This window comes from Micromonospora sp. M61 (assembly GCF_018070245.1).
In the GTDB taxonomy this organism is placed as follows: Bacteria; Actinomycetota; Actinomycetes; order Mycobacteriales; family Micromonosporaceae; genus Micromonospora; species Micromonospora zamorensis.
Genome location: NZ_JAGPYA010000056.1, coordinates 11561 through 28082 on the forward strand (window position 1 = coordinate 11561; position 16522 = coordinate 28082).

The following is a 16522-nucleotide window of genomic DNA, read 5'->3' on the forward strand; positions in this document are numbered from 1 at the left end:
GGAACCAGACAGACCGGGCGGATGTGCCCGAACACGGCCGGGCCCGGCCCCCGAGGATCAGGGGCCGGGCCCGGTTTCGTGCCCGGTGCCTACCAGCCCAGGTAGCTGGGCTGGGTCTGCACGTTGAGCTCCTTGTAGCGGGTCAGGTTGGCAGTCCAGGTACGCCAGTCGTTCAGCTCCAGGACGTCCAGGCCCTTCACCATGTCGTTGGAGTAGATGTGGCCGTTGTAGTAGTACGCGGACCAGGTGCCACCACCGACGGGCCTGTCGGCCGACAGCGGACCGCGCTCCCAGAAGGCGATCTCCTTCGGCTTGGCCGAGTCGGTGAAGTCCCAGACCGAGATGCCACCCTGGTACCACGCCTGGACCATGATGTCCTTACCGAGCACCGGGATCAGCGAGCCGTTGTGCGCCACGCAGTTCTCGGTGTCGGAGTTGTTGCGGGGGATCTTGTAGTAGCTGCGGAAGTTCATCTTCCGAGCGTCACCGCGACCACTGATGTCATAGATGGCATCCGCGCCCCGGGTCGGTCCGACGGCCTCGTTGCAGGTCGCGGCGCCGCCGCCACCCAGCTCGTCGGTGAAGATCACCTTGGTGCCGGCGTTGTTGAAGGTGGCCGAGTGCCAGAACGCGAAGTTGACCGTGTCGCGGACCCGGTTGATGACCCGCGGCTTCTCGCGGTTCTTGATGTCGAGCAGGATGCCGTCACCCATGCACGCGCCGGCGGCCAGATCCTTGGCCGGGTAGACCGTGATGTCGTGGCAGCCGGTGGTCGCCGAGCCGGTCTCACTGCCCGGGAAACCGCCGTCCGGGAAGAGGTTCGGGGCTGCGATCACCGCGGCGTCGGTCGGCTTCTTCACCGGCACCTTGATGATGGAGATCGAGTCGTGCGGCGGCTGGCAGTCCGGGAACTCGGCCCGCGGGCTGTACGACGAGACGTACAGGTAGACCGTCTTGCCGCTCTTGCCCGGCACCAGGGTGTGGGTGTGTGAGCCGCAGGCCGTCTCGACGGACTTGATGTACCGCGGGTTTGCCTTGTCCTTGATGTCGAAGACCTTGATGCCCTCCCAGGACTCCTTCACGTCCGCCCCCTGCGTGGTGCTGTTGCAGGAGTCGTCGCTGCGGGACGAGTCAGTGGAGAGGAAGAGCAGGTCACCGTGGACGGAGATGTCGTTCTGCGACCCCGGGCAGAGCACCCGGGACACGACCGTTGGCGCGCTCGGCCGCGAGATGTCGTAGATGACGAAGCCGTTGTAGTTGCCCGCAAAGGCGTACTTGCCCTGGAAGGCGATGTCGCTGTTGGTCGCGTCCAGTGGGGCGACCTTCGGCACGTTGGCGATCTGACGCAGGTTGGGGCTGCTCACGATCTCGTCGACGCCGGGGATCGTGTTGGTGGGGGCGGCAGCTGGCGCCGCCTGGGGCAGCACCTGGGCGTTGCTCGCCGGGGCGACGAGGACGCCGGCGACGAGGAAGCCGGTCGCGGCGAGCGCCACGATGCGGAGTTGTCGTAACCGTGGCTTGTGGAGTCTGATCATCGGCGAGGCCCTTCGCAAGGGGAAGACGATGGTCGACACCTTACCGTCCGGAGAAGAACGTCGATGTGACCTGTGTCACATGAAAGTGTCTTCTTCAATGGATAACATCGCGATGACCTCGACCCCAGGGAGTTGCCCATGACCAACCGGCGTGCACGAACCCTGGCGATCGTCACACTGGCGCTTGTGCTGCCGCTGGTGGCCTTCATCGTGATCCGCTCCGGGGACGACACCGCAACGAGGGCCGCGCGGCCGGCCTCCGCGCCCGTCACCTCGGCGCCCCCCGCGTCGCCCTCCGCCAGCCCCGTGCCCACCGACCTGACCGTCATCGCGCCCGGTCGTCCGGGTGAGTCGGCGACCACCCGCGCGGCCCACGAGGTCCGCGACGCCGGCCCGGCGCCGCACAACTCGTTGGACGTCTGGTTCGTGCGGATGATGATCCCGCACCACGCGCAGGCTCTGGCGATGGCGGAACTCGCCCCCGACCGGGCCGCCGACCCCGACATCCGCGCGCTCGCCGACCGCATTCGCGCCAGCCAGGGGCCGGAGATGGGCATGATGCGGGGCTGGCTCCAGACTCGCGGGCTCCCGGCGGAGGTCCAGGGGCACGACCACGGCACCATGCGTGGCATGCAGACGCCCGAGGCGATGCGGCAGCTCGCCGCGACCCGTGGCGCGGACTTCGACCGGCTCTTCGTGCGGATGATGACCGAGCATCACGAGGGCGCCATCGAGATGGCCACCAACCTGCTCAAGGTCGGTTCCGACCTGACGCTCAACGAGTTCGCCAACTCGGTCGCCACCGAGCAGACCGTCGAGATCGACCGCATGCGTGAGGTCCTCGGGGGCTGAGCCCGGCCTCCCGGCACGTACGCTGGGTGACCGTGAGACGCACCATGTTCGGTCGGCCGTTGCGCGGCGTCGCCTTCGACGTGGCCGTGTCCGCCCTGGTGGCGCTCGTCAGCCTGACCGCGGCGGTGAACCAGCCCGGCGGCTGGGCGGCCACCCTGGTCGGTGTGGCAATGGCGGCGGCGCTGGTGTTGCGCCGCACCCACCCGAGCGCGGTGACCGTGGTGGTCGCGGCGCTCGCCCTGGTCCAGGTGATCGCCGGGTGGGGCCCGCTCGTCTACGACATCGCCGTCCTGATCGCGCTCTACAGCGTGGTGAAGTACGGCGAACGGCTCCGCGACGGCGTGGTGGCCGGCGCGGTCGCCGCCGTCGGTGTGCTACTCGCCGCCGCGCAGACCCCCCACGTCGTCCAGTGGTGGATCACCGCGCTGTGGTACGCGCTGGTCACCGGCGCGGTGTGGTTGGTGGCGCTGAACGTGCGGACCCGCCGGCTCTACGTGCTCAGCCTGGAGGAACGGGCCATGACCCTGGAACGCGAACGGGAGGCCGAGTCCCGGGCGGCGGTCGCCGAGGAGCGCACCCGGATCGCGCGTGAGCTGCACGACGTGGTCGCCCACAGCATGGCGGTGATGATCGTCCAGGCGGACGGTGCCCGGTTCATGCTCGACCGTGACCCCGCCCAGGCGCGCACCGCCGTCAAGGTGGTCGCGGACACCGGCCGCCAGGCACTGGAGGAGATGCGCCGGCTGGTCGGCGTCCTGCGCGACGCCGGCCCGGGCGGCGGCGCCGATGGGGCCGACGGGCTCGTGGTGGCCGCCGACCCGGAGCACCGGCGCCTGGCCCTGGCCGAGTTGCCCGACCTGCTGACCCGGTTCGGCGACGCCGGGCTGCGCATCCGCAGCACCGTCACCGGCGCGCCGCCGGCCCTGCCCCCGGGCCTGGAGCTGACCGTCTACCGGGTGGTGCAGGAGGCACTGACCAACGCGCTCAAGCACGCCGGCGTCGGCGCCGGTGTGGAGGTCTGTCTGGCCTACACCGCCGAGGCCGTCGTCGTCCGGGTGGTCGACAACGGCCAGGGCCGCCCGCTGGTCAGCCCCACGCCGTCGGGTGGTCACGGCCTGCTCGGCATGCGGGAGCGGGTGACGGTGTACGACGGCAGCCTCACCGCCGGCCCCCGGCCAGTCGGGGGCTGGCAGGTCGAGGTGCGGCTACCGCTACCGTCTGAGCCGGCAACGGAGGTGATCGCGGCATGACGATCCGCGTGGTGATCGTGGACGACCAGGCGCTGGTCCGCGCCGGGTTCCGGATGGTGCTGGACTCCCAGCCCGACCTGGAGGTGGTCGGCGAGGCGATCGACGGCGCGGACGCCCTGCGGGTGCTCGCCCGCACCGAGGCGGACGTCGTCGTGATGGACATCCGGATGCCGACCATGGACGGGGTGGAGGCGACCCGGCGGCTCTGCGCCGACCGGCCCGCAGGCCCGCCCCGGGTGCTGGTGCTGACCACCTTCGACACCGAGGCCGACGCGTTCGCGGCCCTCCAGGCCGGGGCGAGCGGGTTCCTGCTCAAGAACGTCCCACCGGAGGAACTGCTCGCCGCGATCCGGGTGGTCGCCCAGGGCGACTCCGTGGTGGCCCCGTCGATCACCCGGCGGTTGCTGGACCGTTTCGCCGGGCAACTCGGCGCCGGCCCGAGCGCCGACCCCCGGCTGACGCAGCTCACCGACCGGGAACGGGAGGTGCTGCTGCTGGTCGCCCAGGGGCTGTCCAACGCGGAGATCGCCGCCCGGGTGCACGTGGCCGAGGCGACGGTCAAGACCCACGTCGGGCGGATCCTGGCGAAGCTCCAGCTGCGTGACCGGGTCCAGGCGGTGGTCCTGGCGTACGAGAGCGGGCTGGTCACACCCGGGGGGTGACCCCGCGTACGACCTGGGTCGTAGCGGCCGACGTGTGCACCGCGACCCGGGACGCACGCAGGTCGAGCGCACAGGTGGAGATGGACGGACCGACACCGGCCATAGCGTCGGAGGGGTCCGATCCGCCACCTGCACCGGGAGCCCCGCTTGATCCGCCTGACCCTGCGCTCGCTGCGTGCCGAGGCGCTGCGCATGCTGCTCTCCGCGCTGGCCGTCGTGCTCGGTGTCGCGTTCGTCGCCGGCACCATGATCTTCGTCGACGGGATGCGCGCCGGCACCTACGAGCGGGCCGGCACCTTCGACCGCCACACCGACCTGGGCGTCTACTCGGCCGGCCGTGAGCTGCTGCCCCCGACCCTGGTCGATGAGGTGCGCGCGGTCGACGGGGTGGCCGCCGCAGCCGGTGAGCTGACCAACACCGCCGGAGTCGTCGGCGTCGACGGCCGCCCGGTGCTCGGCTTCACCGTGCTCGCCGCCATTCCCACCGAGGACGCCCTGCGCTCGTACGACGTGGTCGCCGGCCGACTGCCCGACCGTGCCGGGGAGGTGGTGCTGGACGCGCCGACGGTCGCCAAGGAGGGCTTCGTGCTCGGCACGCCGGTCCGCGTCGGCGGTTCCGGTGGCCCGGCCCGCCCGTACACCCTGGTCGGCACCGTCGACGTGGCTGGCACCGCCCGCGACGTCGGCGGTCCGTTCGTCGGCATGGTCGGGCCGGACGCGCTGGCACTCACCGGCGAGCGCGGCTACGGCCGCATTCTGGTGGCGGCCCGACCTGGGGCCTCCGTCTCGGCGCTGACCGACCGTGTGCGCGCCGCGGCGGGCGCCGAAGCCACAGTGAAGAGTCGCCAGCAGATCCTCGACGAGGCCGTCGAGGACGCGGTGCGCAATGTGGACCAGTTCCGGATGCTGTTGCTGATCTTCGTCGGGGTCGCCGTGGTGGTGGCGGGCTTCGTGATCGCCAACACCTTCGCGATCGTGCTGGCCCAGCGCACCCGGCGTACCGCGCTGCTGCGCCTGATCGGGGCGACCCGCGGGCAGGTCTTCCGGGCCGCCGTGCTGGAGTCGGCAGTGCTGGGGCTGGTCGCCTCCGCGCTCGGGGTGCTACTCGGGGTGAGCCTCGCCGGCGGGATGGGGCTGGTGATGTCCCGACTGGACGTGCCGGTCGCCGGTGGCCTGACCGTGTCCGGTTCGACAGTCCTGACCGGCCTGCTGCTGGGTACCGCGCTGACCGTGTGCGCCGCCCTGCTGCCGGCCTGGCGGGGGACGCGGGTCGCCCCGGTGGCCGCTCTCACCGATGCCGCGGTGCAGCCCGCCCGGAGTGCTGGCCGGGTACGGCTGACCCTCGGCGCGGTGGTGCTGGCCATCGGGGTCGCGGCGTTGGTCGGCGCCGCCAGCGCCGGCCAACTGATCCTGGTGGCCGGCGGCGGGGTGCTGGCCTTCTTCGGGATCGTCCTGTTCGGACCGGTGCTCGTTCCGGCCCTGGCCCGGGTGTTCGGCTGGCCGGCACGGCGCGTGCTCGGGGCGACCGGAGCGCTGGCGGTCGCCAACACGGTCCGCAACCCGCGGCGCGTCGCCGCGACCGCTACCGCCCTGGTGATCGGAATCGGACTGGTGTCGGCGTTCATGGTCGGCGCCCGCAGCACCAAGGACGGCATCGAACGCAGCGTGGACGCCCAGATCGGGACCGACTTCGTGGTCAGCGGTATCGGTCAGGATCTGCCTGGCGCGCTCGCCGGTGAGCTTGCCGCCCGCCCCGAGTTGGGTGTGGTGCACGAGCAGCGCAGCACGGTCGTCGCCGACGTCGAGATCCGCGCGGCCCACCCGGCGCTGGTCGGCCGGACGCTGGAGCGGGTGCTCGCCGGCGACGCCGGCCGGGTCGGGCCGGGGCAGGTGCTGGTCCATCGTGAGCTGGCGCAGGCCCGCGGCTGGCAGGTCGGCTCGCCGATGACCGTCCAGGGCCGGTCGTTCCGGGTGGCCGCCGTGGTCACCGACGACACCCGCTCCGACGGCGCGCCCGTCGGGCACGTCATCGACATGGCCGACGAGGACTTCGCCGCGCTCTTCCCCGCCCAGCGCGGTTACCTGGCCGAGATCGACCCCGCCACCGGCGTGAGCGCCGAACGGGCCCGGGACGCGATCGAGGCGGTGCTGGGCCGCTACCCGACGGTGAACCTGATGGACCAGGGGGCGTACAAGAAGATGCTGACCGGCACCGTCGACATGCTGCTCGTCCTCGTCACCGCGCTGCTCGGCCTGGCCGTGGTGATCGCCCTGGTCGGTGTGGCGAACACGCTGAGCCTGTCGGTGGTCGAGCGCACCAGGGAGAACGCCGTGCTGCGGGCGGTCGGGCTCACCCGAGGGCGCATGCGGGCGGTGCTCGCCATCGAGGCGGTGCTGATGGCGCTGGTCGGCGCGGTGCTCGGGGTGGGACTGGGCACCGGGGTCAGCGCCTCCGCGATGGCACTGCTGACCCGCCTCGGCGGGGACTTCCACGTGGTGCTGCCGCTCGGCCAGCTCGGGCTGACCCTCGGCGTCGCGGTCCTGGCCGCCCTGCTCGCCTCGGTGCTGCCCGCCCGCCGGGCGCTGTCCCGCCCGGTCGTCGAGGCGCTCGCCGACCAGTGACCGACGCGGTCCCGGCCGCGCGCGACCCGAACGGACATCCGCCGGCCGGCCCCGCCATCTTCCCCAGCGGCGGGACCGGCCAGCGGTGCCGGGTCTACAGGCGTTCGACCATCGGGCCGACGCACCGGTTGCGGGTGTCGAAGACGTAGCGGGCGTGCCGCACCACGAGGTCGTAGTCGATGCTGTCGTGGTCGGTGACCACCACCACCCCGTCGGCGGCGCTCACCTCCCGCTCCGAGAGCCCGACCACTGTGACGCCGGCCGGGATCTGGTGCGGCTCGGCGTACGGCTCCACCGCGTGGACCTCGGCGCCGAGGGCCTGCAGGCGGCGGGCCACGTCGACCGCGGGGGAGTCCCGCATGTCGCCGGTGTTCTTCTTGTACGCCAGACCGAGCAGCAGCAGTCGTGCGCCGCTGACGGCCCGGCCGCTCCGGTTCAGCCCCGCCATGATCCGCTGCGCGACGTGCTCGGGCATCTCGTGGTTGATGTCGTTGGCCAGCTCGATGAACCGGAACTGCCGGCCGAGGCGGCGCTTGACCTGCCACGACAGGTAGCACGGGTCGATCGGCAGGCAGTGCCCGCCGACGCCGGGGCCGGGCCGGAACGGCATGAAGCCGAACGGCTTGGTCTCCGCGGCGTCGATGGCCTGCCAGACGTCGATGTCGAGGTGGTGCGAGAGCATGGTCAGCTCGTTGATCAGCGCGATGTTCACCTGGCGGAAGGTGTTCTCGATCAGCTTGGTCAGCTCGGCCACGCGGGTGGAGTCCACCGGCACGGTGCGGTGCACGAGGCGCTGGTAGAACTCGTCCACCCGGGTCAGTGACGCCGAGTCCACACCGGAGACGACCTTCGGCGTGTTCTCCAGCCGCCAGTCCGGGTTGCCCGGGTCGATCCGCTCCGGGCTGTAGCCGAGGTGGAAGTCACCGGGGCTGGTCAGCCCGCTAGCCGATTCCAACAGCGGGCGCAGCAACTCCTCGGTGGTGCCGGGGTACGTGGTCGACTCCAGGATCACCGTGCAACCCGGCCGGACGTACGGGCCGATGCCGATGCCGGCCTGCTCGACGAAGCTCAGGTCGGGGGTGCCGTCGCGCAGTGGGGTCGGCACGGTGATGACGCAGATGTCGAAATCCTCGGCGTCGGTGTACTCCGTGCTGGGGTGGTATCGGCCGCTGCTCAACGCCCGGCCCAGCCGGTCGGTCGGGATGTCCTCGATGAACGACTCACCGGAAGCGAGACGCTTCACCCGATCGGCATCGACGTCGAGACCGACCACGTCCAGCCCGGCCTCGACGGCACGCAAGGCCAGCGGCAGTCCGACGTACCCCTGACCGATCACGACCAGCTTTTCAGCGCTCACCCAGGCTCCTGCGGCAGATGGTGGAAATGACCTGCAGAGAGCCTAGAGGCGTCTTCGGCGACGTAAGTCCGTTTTGGGGATATCGGTGCTGGTGGGACTGGGCGGTCAGCCGCCCGTCGGTTCTTCCGGCGCGGTCGGTGGGCTCGTGGTGGGGGTCGGATCGGGCGCGGGTGGCGGGTTGCTCGGCGTACTGGTCTTCGGCGGATCGCTGGGCGGTGCAGTGGTGACCGTCGGCGCCGGCGTTGGCGGGGTGGTCGTCTGGCTCGGCTGGATGCTCGGCGTGGCGGAGACCCGGGCCGACGGGGAGGTGTTGGGGATCGGGCCCCGATCGGGTCGGCCCGGGTCGGCGGTGGCGACCTGCTCGTTCGCGGCCGGCAGGTCCAGAGGCCCGCTCGGCCGCACCGTCGGTGAGGTGGTCGGCAGATTGACCGCCGGGTCCTCATCGGCGGCGTTGCGCGCCGCGCCCAGTGCGGCACCGAGCCCGACCAGCGCGACCAGCATGGCCGCCGCCGCACCGACCAGCGGGCCTCGCCGACGCTGACGCCCGGCCTGCGCCCCACTCGCCACCGCCGCGCCGGCCGGCACGTCGGTGCGGGTGCCCGGGCCGGCGTCGCGCAACGGGACCGCCGCTGCCATCGCCGTCGGCGGCTCGCCGCCGGTGACCGCGGTCCGGGCGGCTTCGGCCATCGCCGCGGCGCTGCTGAACCGGTCGAGCGGGTCCTTGGCCAGGGCCCGGGACACCAGGGCCCGGACCGCCTCCGGGATATCGTGCGGCAGCTCGGGTGGTTCGTCGTCCAGGTGTCGCACGGCGACCTGGAGCGGGTTGTCGCCGGTGAACGGGGGACTGCCGGTGAGGCAGCAGTAGGTGACCGCACCCAGCGCGTAGATGTCGGTGGCGCCACTGACCGGCCGGCCGGCGGCCTGCTCGGGGGCCATGTAGAGGGCGGTGCCGGGCACCGCGTTGGCGCTGGTGATGCTGGTGATGTCGGTGGAACGGGCCACCCCGAAGTCCACCAGGACGACAGTGCCGTCCTCGTGCACCAGCAGGTTGCTGGGCTTGACGTCGCGGTGCACGATGCCACCGCGGTGTGCCGCGTTCAGCGCGGCCGCCGCCTGGGCCACGATCGACATCGTCTCGGCCACGTCGAGCCGGCCGGCCGTCTCGATCCGCTTGGACAACGGCTCGCCGGCGACGAACTCCATGACGAGGTAGTCCGCCCGCCCGCCGTCGGGCAGATCATCCGCGCCGCAGTCGAAGACCTGCACGATGCCGGGGTGCCGCAGCGCCGCCATGATCCGGGCCTCGGCCCGGAACCGGGCGATGAAGTCGGGGTCGGAGACCAGCGCCGGCAGCAGGACCTTGACCGCGACCTGCCGGCCGAGGACCAGGTCGGAGGCACGCCAGACGTCGCCCATACCGCCGGTGGCGACACGTTCGTCCAGGCGGTACCGACCGCTGAGCACGACCTCCGATGACAACACCGCATTACCGTACCTAGAGCGGCGCCGCGCGGCGCGCCGCGGCCGGCCGGTCGATCGGGTCATACACGTCGGGTCATCCGGCTTGACCTCTGTGGACGCTGCGTCTCTGTGACCACGCCGCGACGGGGTGTGACGAAAACTGACATCTTTCGGCATGGGAACGCTGGATGGTCGCAAAAAACCGCCGTCGGGCACAGAGCGCACCTCCCGGCGACTGCCTGTTACGGCAACGCGCCGTCCCGCCGGGTTGATAATTGTCACTCTTCCGTGACACGGTGCCGACTTGCTCGCCGGTGGTCCCCCTCCTAGCGTTAGCCCGGCTCGGGCCCGCCCGGCGATCTCGGCGCGCGGTCGAGCCGCGTCGCCCACCCTGGCGTCGGCCCCGGACGTCCCGCCCGGGCCACTTCCGGTAGCGGGCGCGATCAGATCGGCGGGGGGCGGTGCGGGTGCGGGAGTTGGTCGGCGGGTCCTCTCGTACCGCGTGGTCTGCCTTTGCCCGGCGGATCGGGCCGACGCGCCCCGGGCAGTGCACGGGTTGCGGATGACCGGCGACCTGTCGGAAGCGGTCGGCGCGGCACAGAGCGGGGACGAGGAGGCCTTCCGCTTCCTCTACCGCAGCCTCCAGCCGGGCCTGCTGCGCTATCTGACCGCGCTGGTCGGCGCGGACGCCGAGGACGTCGCCTCCGAGACCTGGCTGCAGATCTCCCGTGACCTGCCCAGCTTCACCGGCGGCGAGTTCCGCGCCTGGACCGTCACCATCGCCCGCAACCGGGCGATGGACCACCTGCGCCGAATGCGCCGCCGCCCGTCACTTCCCGTCCCGGTGCAGGCGCTCGCCGACCTCGCCAGCGACGCGGACACCGCCGAGGGGGCCAGCGAGACGATCGGCACCGAGACCGCCCTGGCGCTGATCGCGACCCTGCCTCCCCGCGAGGCCGAAGCCGTCCTGTTGCGGGCGGTGATCGGGCTCGACGCGGGGTCCGCGGGCCGTGTGCTGGGTCGTCGGGCCGGTGCCGTTCGGACCGCCGCCCACCGGGGCCTGCGGCGGCTCGCGGCACTGCTGGAGCGCGAGGGTCCGGCCGGGTTGTCCGTCGGTGTCGAGGGGGTGCCGGCGCCCCGCCCCGCCAGCAGTCCAGCCCTGCGGGCGCCGCACACCGAGCCGGCGGACGGCTGACGTGAGGGGATTTCCGATGAACCCGTTCCGGCGGGCCGACCATGCCGAAACCGACCGGCTGCTCGACTCCGCCCACGGCAGCTCCGACACCGCCCCGGGCCAGGCCCACACCCCCTCGACGTCCGTCCCGGGGTCCGCCCCCGCCCAGCCGGTGGCGCGGCTGCTCGCCGCGGCCGCCGGCCCGGGCCTCCCGCGAGAGTTGGCCGGCGAGGACGCGGCCGTTGCCGCGTTCCTGGCGGCCCGAGCAGACCCGACGCCGTCGGTGCCGCACCGGCCGCGCGGTCGCCGTCTGACGGCTGGCGCGGCGGCCTGGATCGGTGCGGTGGCCGTCACCGCGACGGCGGGTGCGGCCTTCGCCGCCGTCAGTCAGGACTGGGTGCCAAACCCGGGCGCACCGGAGCCGACCCGCACGTCACCAACCCCGGGCCAGGGTTCTCCCCGGTCCGGCGAGCCCGGTCGATCGCCTTCCTCCCCGGGCACCCCGTCGGCCGGCACCCCGTCGCCCCGCCCGCCGTCGCCCGGCACGCCATCTGCCCCCGGTACACCATCGGCGCAGACCGCGCCTGGCGGGTCGTTGCACGGTCTGTGCCGCTCCTGGCTGGCCAAGAAGCCCGACCAGCGGGACAAGGCGCTGCGAACGCCGGCCTACGAGAGGCTGGTGACGGCCGCGGGCAGTGCCGGCCAGGTCGAGGAGTACTGCCGGCGGCTGGTGCCCGAGGAGAAGCGGTCGGAACCGGCGAAGGTCAGCCCGCCACCCCCACCCTCGGGCCGCCCCACCCCGCAGTGATCGGCCGGCGGCCGGGGGCGGTCTGTTCCGCCCTGCGTCGGAAATTCGTCTGTTAGACAGAGGTTGGTGGCGCCGTGCACGCCCCCGACGGTGTCGGTGGGTGGGTTTACGGTGGCGCAGTGTCGCGAAGGCGGCACACGAGAGGGGGCCTGACCGTTGGTGACGTCGCCCGAGCTGGACCGCAGCGCCATTCTGCGCGAGTCCGCAGCCGCAGGCCGGCACCTCGCCCGGATCTGCTTCAAGACCGGTCCACCGACACACACCGGCGTCGAACTGGAATGGACCGTGCACGACGCCGCCGACCCCGTCCGCCCCGTCGATCCGACAAGGCTGCGGGCGGCGCTGGGGCGGCACAGCCCCGTCACACTGGATCCCACCAGCCCTTCCGAGCCTCTGCGGCACGGCGGCATGGTGACGCTGGAGCCGGGTGGCCAGTTGGAGATCTCCACCCCGCCCCGCGCCTCGACCGCCGCATTGATCCGAGCCACCGAGGCCGACATCGCCCAGGTCACCGGCCTGCTGGCCACCGCCGGGCTGATTCTCGGCCGCAGCGGCATCGACCCACACCGACGGCCCCGCCCGGTGCTGGAAACTCCCCGCTACCGCGCGATGCGCGGTGCCTTCGACCGGCGCGGTCCGGCCGGCCGCACCATGATGTACAGCACCGCCGGCCTCCAGGTCTGTCTGGACGCCGGTGAGCCGGACCAGGTCGCTGACCGCTGGGCCGCGGCCCACGCCGTCGGGCCGCCGCTGCTCGCGGCGTTCGCATCCGCCGCCCGACACGCCGGGCGGCGCACCGGCTGGGCCTCCGCCCGGATGGCCACCTGGCTCGCCATCGACCCGGCCCGCACCCGCCCGGTCTGGACGCCGGGCCACGCCGATGAGGACCCGACCGCCGCCTGGATCCGGTACGTGCTGGCCGCGCCGCTGCTGTGCCGGCGTCGGGACGGCTCGGACTGGACCGCGCCGGCCGGTGTGACCTTCGCCGACTGGCTCGACGGCGCGCTGCCGGAACCACCCACCACCGATGACCTCGACTACCACGTCAGCACCCTCTTTCCGCCGGTGCGGCCGCGCGGTTACCTGGAGTTGCGCTACCTGGACGCCCAACCTGACCGGGACTGGCGGCTCCCGCTGGCGGTGCTGAGCGCCCTCTTCCACGACCCGGGCACGCTGCGCGGGGCGTACGCGATCGCCGCGCCGGTGGCGCACCGCTGGTCGGCTGCCGCCCGGCACGGTCTGGCCGACGCCGCGCTGGCCGCCGCCGCGGCCGCCCTGCTCGACCTGGCCCTGACCACCCTGCCCCGGCTGGACCTGCCGGCCGGCACCCACGACGACATCGAGCGAGGCGTACGAGGGCGGCTGGCCGCCGCCCAGAGGGGAGACGACCGGTGAGCGCGAGGAGTGAGCCGGGGTTGCGAGCCCCGCAGTCGCGAACGGAGAGGGACGCGGTGAGTGTGAAGGGGGAGGCGGTGCCCGCCGGCGCCATGGGGCACGTCGACGGCGAGCGGTTGCGCGAGCGGATCGCGGTGGAGCTGGCGCGCGCCCGTGCCCGCACCACGTTGTTGACCGAGGTGGTCGACGACGCCGACCTGATGCGCCAGCACTCTCCGCTGATGTCGCCGCTGGTCTGGGACCTCGCCCACGTGGGCAACCAGGAGGAGCTGTGGTTGGTGCGCGATGTCGGGGGGCGCGAGCCGGTCCGGTGCGACATCGACGAGCTGTACGACGCGTTCAAGCAGCCGCGCCGGGACCGCCCGGCGCTGCCCCTGCTGCCGCCCGCCGAGGCGCGCGCCTACCTGGGCACGGTCCGGGACAAGGTGCACGATCTGCTCGACGCGGTGACCTTCACCGAGCGGCCGCTGGTCGCCGACGGGTTCGCGTTCGGCATGATCGTGCAGCACGAGCAGCAGCACGACGAGACCATGCTCGCCACCCATCAACTGCGCTCGGGGCCGGCGGTGTTGCACGCCCCGCCGCCGCCGGAGCCGTCCGCGCGGGTGGGTGGGGAGGTGCTGGTGCCGGCCGGGGAGTTCACCATGGGCACCGACACCGACCCGTGGGCGTTGGACAACGAACGTCCGGCGCACCGGGTCGACCTTCCGGCGTACGTCGTCGACGCCGCCCCGGTCACCAACGGGGAGTTCGCGGCGTTCATCGCGGAGGACGGCTACCGCGATCAGCGCTGGTGGAGTCCGGCCGGCTGGGTGCATCGGCTCCGGGAGGGGCTGGAGGCGCCGATGCACTGGCGTCGGGACGGCGACGAATGGTCCTACCAGCGTTTCGGCCGGTGGAGCCGGGTGCGCGCCGACGAGCCGGTGGTGCACGTGTGCTTCTACGAGGCGCAGGCGTACGCGGCGTGGGCCGGTAAGCGGTTGCCGACCGAGGCGGAGTGGGAGAAGGCGGCCCGTTGGGACCCGGCGACCGGGCGCTCGCGCCGTTATCCCTGGGGGGACGACGACCCCACCGAGGCGCACGCCAACCTCGACCAACGTCACCTGCGGCCGGCGCCGGTGGGCGCGTACCCGGCCGGTGTGTCGCCGTTGGGGGTGCACCAGCTCATCGGTGACGTCTGGGAGTGGACGTCGAGCACGTTCGACGGGCATCCCGGCTTCACCGCGTTTCCCTACCGCGAATACTCGGAGGTCTTCTTCGGTGGCGACTACCGGGTGCTGCGGGGTGGCTCGTTCGGCACCGACCGTTCTGCCTGCCGGGGCACCTTCCGTAACTGGGACCATCCGATCCGCCGGCAGATCTTCAGCGGTTTTCGCTGCGCCCGCGACGCTCGGCCCGACGAGTCGCACCGGTGATCCACTGCGTTGTCGGCGGCCCGGCGGGTTGGGCGCGCTGATGTGTCGTCACCTGGCCTACCTGGGGCCGCCGGTCACCCTGGCCGAGGTCCTGTTCGACCCGCCGCACTCGTTGGTGCGGCAGTCCTGGGCGCCCCGGGACATGCGCGGCGGCGGCACGATCAACGCTGACGGGTTCGGCGTCGGCTGGTACCCGGGCGAGGGTGAGCCGGTGCGCTACCGGCGGGCGCAGCCGATCTGGAGCGACCCGACCATCGCCCAGCTCGCGTCGGTGACCCGCTCCGGTGCGGTGCTCGCGGCGGTGCGCTCGGCCACCGTCGGGATGGCGGTGCTCGACGGCGCCGCCGCGCCCTTCGCCGAGGGGCGGTGGCTGTTCAGCCACAACGGGGTGGTTCGTGGCTGGCCGGACACCGTGGTGCCACTCGCGGCCGGCCTGCCGGTCCGTGACCTGCTCACCCTGGACGCCGCCACCGACTCGGCGGTGCTCTGGGCGTTGGTGCGGCATCGGCTGCGGGCCGGCGACGACCCGGCGGACGCGGTCGGGCAGACGGTGGCCGACGTCGCCGCGGCCGCCCCCGGGTCGCGGCTCAACCTGCTGCTCACCGACGGTCACCGGGCGGTGGCCAGCGTGGCCGGGCACGCGCTGTCGGTCCGCGAGGGGCCCGGTTCGGTGCTGCTCGCCTCGGAGCCGCACGACGACGATCCCGGGTGGCGGGCGGTGCCGGAGGGGCATCTGGTCGTCGCCACCGCTGACGAGGTGCGGACACGTCCCCTGCCGACCCGGTGAGTCGCACCGGTCGGGCACGCAACGGTTGATCGAGCAGAGTTGATCGAGCAGAGAGGCGAACCGATGACCGCGGAACCGCTGGAGATCTACCTCGAAGAGCGCGATCTGGAGCGTGGCCTGCGCGACGACGTCCGGGCCGGGCTGAGCGCCGGGCAGAAGTGGCTGCCGCCGAAGTGGTTCTACGACGCCCGGGGCAGTGAGCTGTTCGAGGAGATAACTCGACTTCCCGAGTACTACCCCACCCGGGCCGAGCGGGCGGTGCTGGCCGAGCGGGCTTCCGACATCGCGGCGCTGACCTCGGCCAAGACCCTGATCGAGTTGGGCTCCGGTTCGTCGGAGAAGACCCGGCTGCTCTTGGACGCCCTCACCAGTGAGGGCGGGCTGGGCACGTTCGTCCCGCTCGACGTGTCGGTCAGCGCGCTGCGGGGGTCCACCGCCCAGATCGCCGCCGACTATCCGGGCCTGCGGGTTCGGGGCATCGTGGGGGACTTCACCCGGCAACTGGACCGGCTGCCCACCGGTGGCCGACGGCTGGTGGTTTTCCTGGGCGGCACCATCGGCAACCTGCTGCCCGCCGAGCGGGCCGGGTTCCTGACGGCGATGCGCGCCGCGTTGGAGGCCGGCGACTGGCTGTTGCTCGGCACCGACCTGGTGAAGGATCCGTCGGTGATCGTGCCCGCCTACGACGACGCGGCCGGGGTCACCGCCGAGTTCAACCGCAACGTGCTGCGGGTGATCAACCGCGAGTTGGGTGCGGACTTCGACCCGGCGGCGTTCGAGCACGTCGCCCTCTGGGACCCGGACCATGAGTGGATCGAGATGCGGTTGCGGGCGACCCGGGCGATGCGGGTGCGGGTGCTGGGCATGACCGTCGACTTCGCGGCGGGGGAGGACCTGCGCACCGAGGTCTCGGCGAAGTTCCACCCGGAGGGGATCGCCGCGGAGTTGGCCACGGCGGGCTTCGACACGACGGAGTTCTGGACCGACCCGGATGGGCTCTTCGGGGTCACGTTGGCGCGAGCCCGGTGAGCCTGTCCACCCGCCGAGAACCGGCCAGCCGATGATCGGATAGGCTGACCGGGCGAAGGGGAGTAGCCCCCAATGTCGTGGTCGACATACTGGTGCGTTCCGCATCCGGCCACGCGGCCTCGGTCTCCGAGGCGGGCGAGACCTTCGACTCAGGCTGTTGCAGCCGGGTCGAGGG

General features: G+C 72.6%; 13 protein-coding genes. 10 read left to right on the plus strand and 3 right to left on the minus strand.

The window, feature by feature from the left end; translation table 11 throughout:
* Positions 1-89 precede the first annotated feature (89 nt).
* Positions 90-1535 (minus strand): LVIVD repeat-containing protein, encoded by a 1446-nt coding sequence (locus KBX34_RS26015; RefSeq protein ID WP_210927508.1) that lies wholly within the window; start codon positions 1533-1535, stop codon positions 90-92.
* A gap of 138 nt (positions 1536-1673) precedes the next feature.
* On the opposite strand from KBX34_RS26015, the gene KBX34_RS26020 reads away from it, so the two are divergent.
* The 4 genes from KBX34_RS26020 (at position 1674) to KBX34_RS26035 (ending at position 6921) form a co-directional block, all read left to right on the plus strand.
* Positions 1674-2387 carry a DUF305 domain-containing protein gene (locus tag KBX34_RS26020; protein ID WP_210927510.1) on the plus strand — a complete coding sequence of 238 codons (714 nt, stop codon included), beginning with the start codon at positions 1674-1676 and terminating at the stop codon, positions 2385-2387.
* Positions 2388-2413: 26 nt separating this feature from the next.
* Positions 2414-3637, plus strand: coding sequence for a sensor histidine kinase (locus KBX34_RS26025; RefSeq protein ID WP_210795565.1), 1224 nt, complete (start codon positions 2414-2416; stop codon positions 3635-3637).
* Complete coding sequence (locus tag KBX34_RS26030; protein ID WP_099853774.1) at positions 3634-4299, plus strand: response regulator transcription factor; 666 nt, start codon at positions 3634-3636, stop codon at positions 4297-4299. Before KBX34_RS26025 ends, KBX34_RS26030 begins: the two co-directional genes overlap by 4 nt.
* Before the next feature lie 147 nt (positions 4300-4446).
* Entirely contained in the window at positions 4447-6921 is a 2475-nt protein-coding gene (locus tag KBX34_RS26035) for an ABC transporter permease (protein ID WP_210927512.1), read from the plus strand.
* 94 nt (positions 6922-7015) lie between these two features.
* On the opposite strand, the gene KBX34_RS26040 is transcribed toward KBX34_RS26035, so the two are convergent.
* Complete coding sequence (locus KBX34_RS26040) at positions 7016-8278, minus strand: nucleotide sugar dehydrogenase (RefSeq protein WP_210795568.1); 1263 nt, start codon at positions 8276-8278, stop codon at positions 7016-7018.
* A gap of 105 nt (positions 8279-8383) precedes the next feature.
* A complete protein-coding gene (locus KBX34_RS26045) occupies positions 8384-9760 on the minus strand; it encodes a serine/threonine-protein kinase (RefSeq protein ID WP_307871498.1) in 1377 nt (458 codons plus the stop codon).
* A 541-nt stretch (positions 9761-10301) separates the two neighbouring features.
* Here KBX34_RS26045 and KBX34_RS26050 point away from each other — a divergent pair.
* The 6 genes from KBX34_RS26050 to egtD all read left to right on the plus strand — a co-directional run bounded on the left by KBX34_RS26050 (position 10302) and on the right by egtD (position 16347).
* Positions 10302-10934 carry an RNA polymerase sigma factor gene (locus KBX34_RS26050; RefSeq protein ID WP_088948283.1) on the plus strand — a complete coding sequence of 211 codons (633 nt, stop codon included), beginning with the start codon at positions 10302-10304 and terminating at the stop codon, positions 10932-10934.
* Between the two features lie 16 nt (positions 10935-10950).
* Positions 10951-11721 (plus strand): hypothetical protein, encoded by a 771-nt coding sequence (locus tag KBX34_RS26055; RefSeq protein WP_210927517.1) that lies wholly within the window; start codon positions 10951-10953, stop codon positions 11719-11721.
* 156 nt (positions 11722-11877) lie between these two features.
* Positions 11878-13116, plus strand: a complete 1239-nt coding sequence (gene egtA / locus KBX34_RS26060; protein ID WP_210927519.1) for an ergothioneine biosynthesis glutamate--cysteine ligase EgtA — start codon at positions 11878-11880, stop codon at positions 13114-13116.
* 92 nt (positions 13117-13208) lie between these two features.
* Complete coding sequence (gene egtB, locus KBX34_RS26065) at positions 13209-14531, plus strand: ergothioneine biosynthesis protein EgtB (protein ID WP_210927537.1); 1323 nt, start codon at positions 13209-13211, stop codon at positions 14529-14531.
* A 40-nt stretch (positions 14532-14571) separates the two neighbouring features.
* Entirely contained in the window at positions 14572-15318 is a 747-nt protein-coding gene (egtC, locus tag KBX34_RS26070) for an ergothioneine biosynthesis protein EgtC (RefSeq protein WP_210927521.1), read from the plus strand.
* A gap of 63 nt (positions 15319-15381) precedes the next feature.
* Positions 15382-16347: an L-histidine N(alpha)-methyltransferase gene (gene egtD / locus KBX34_RS26075; protein ID WP_210795576.1), complete on the plus strand. Its 966-nt coding sequence runs from the start codon at positions 15382-15384 to the stop codon at positions 16345-16347.
* Positions 16348-16522: the final 175 nt, after the last annotated feature.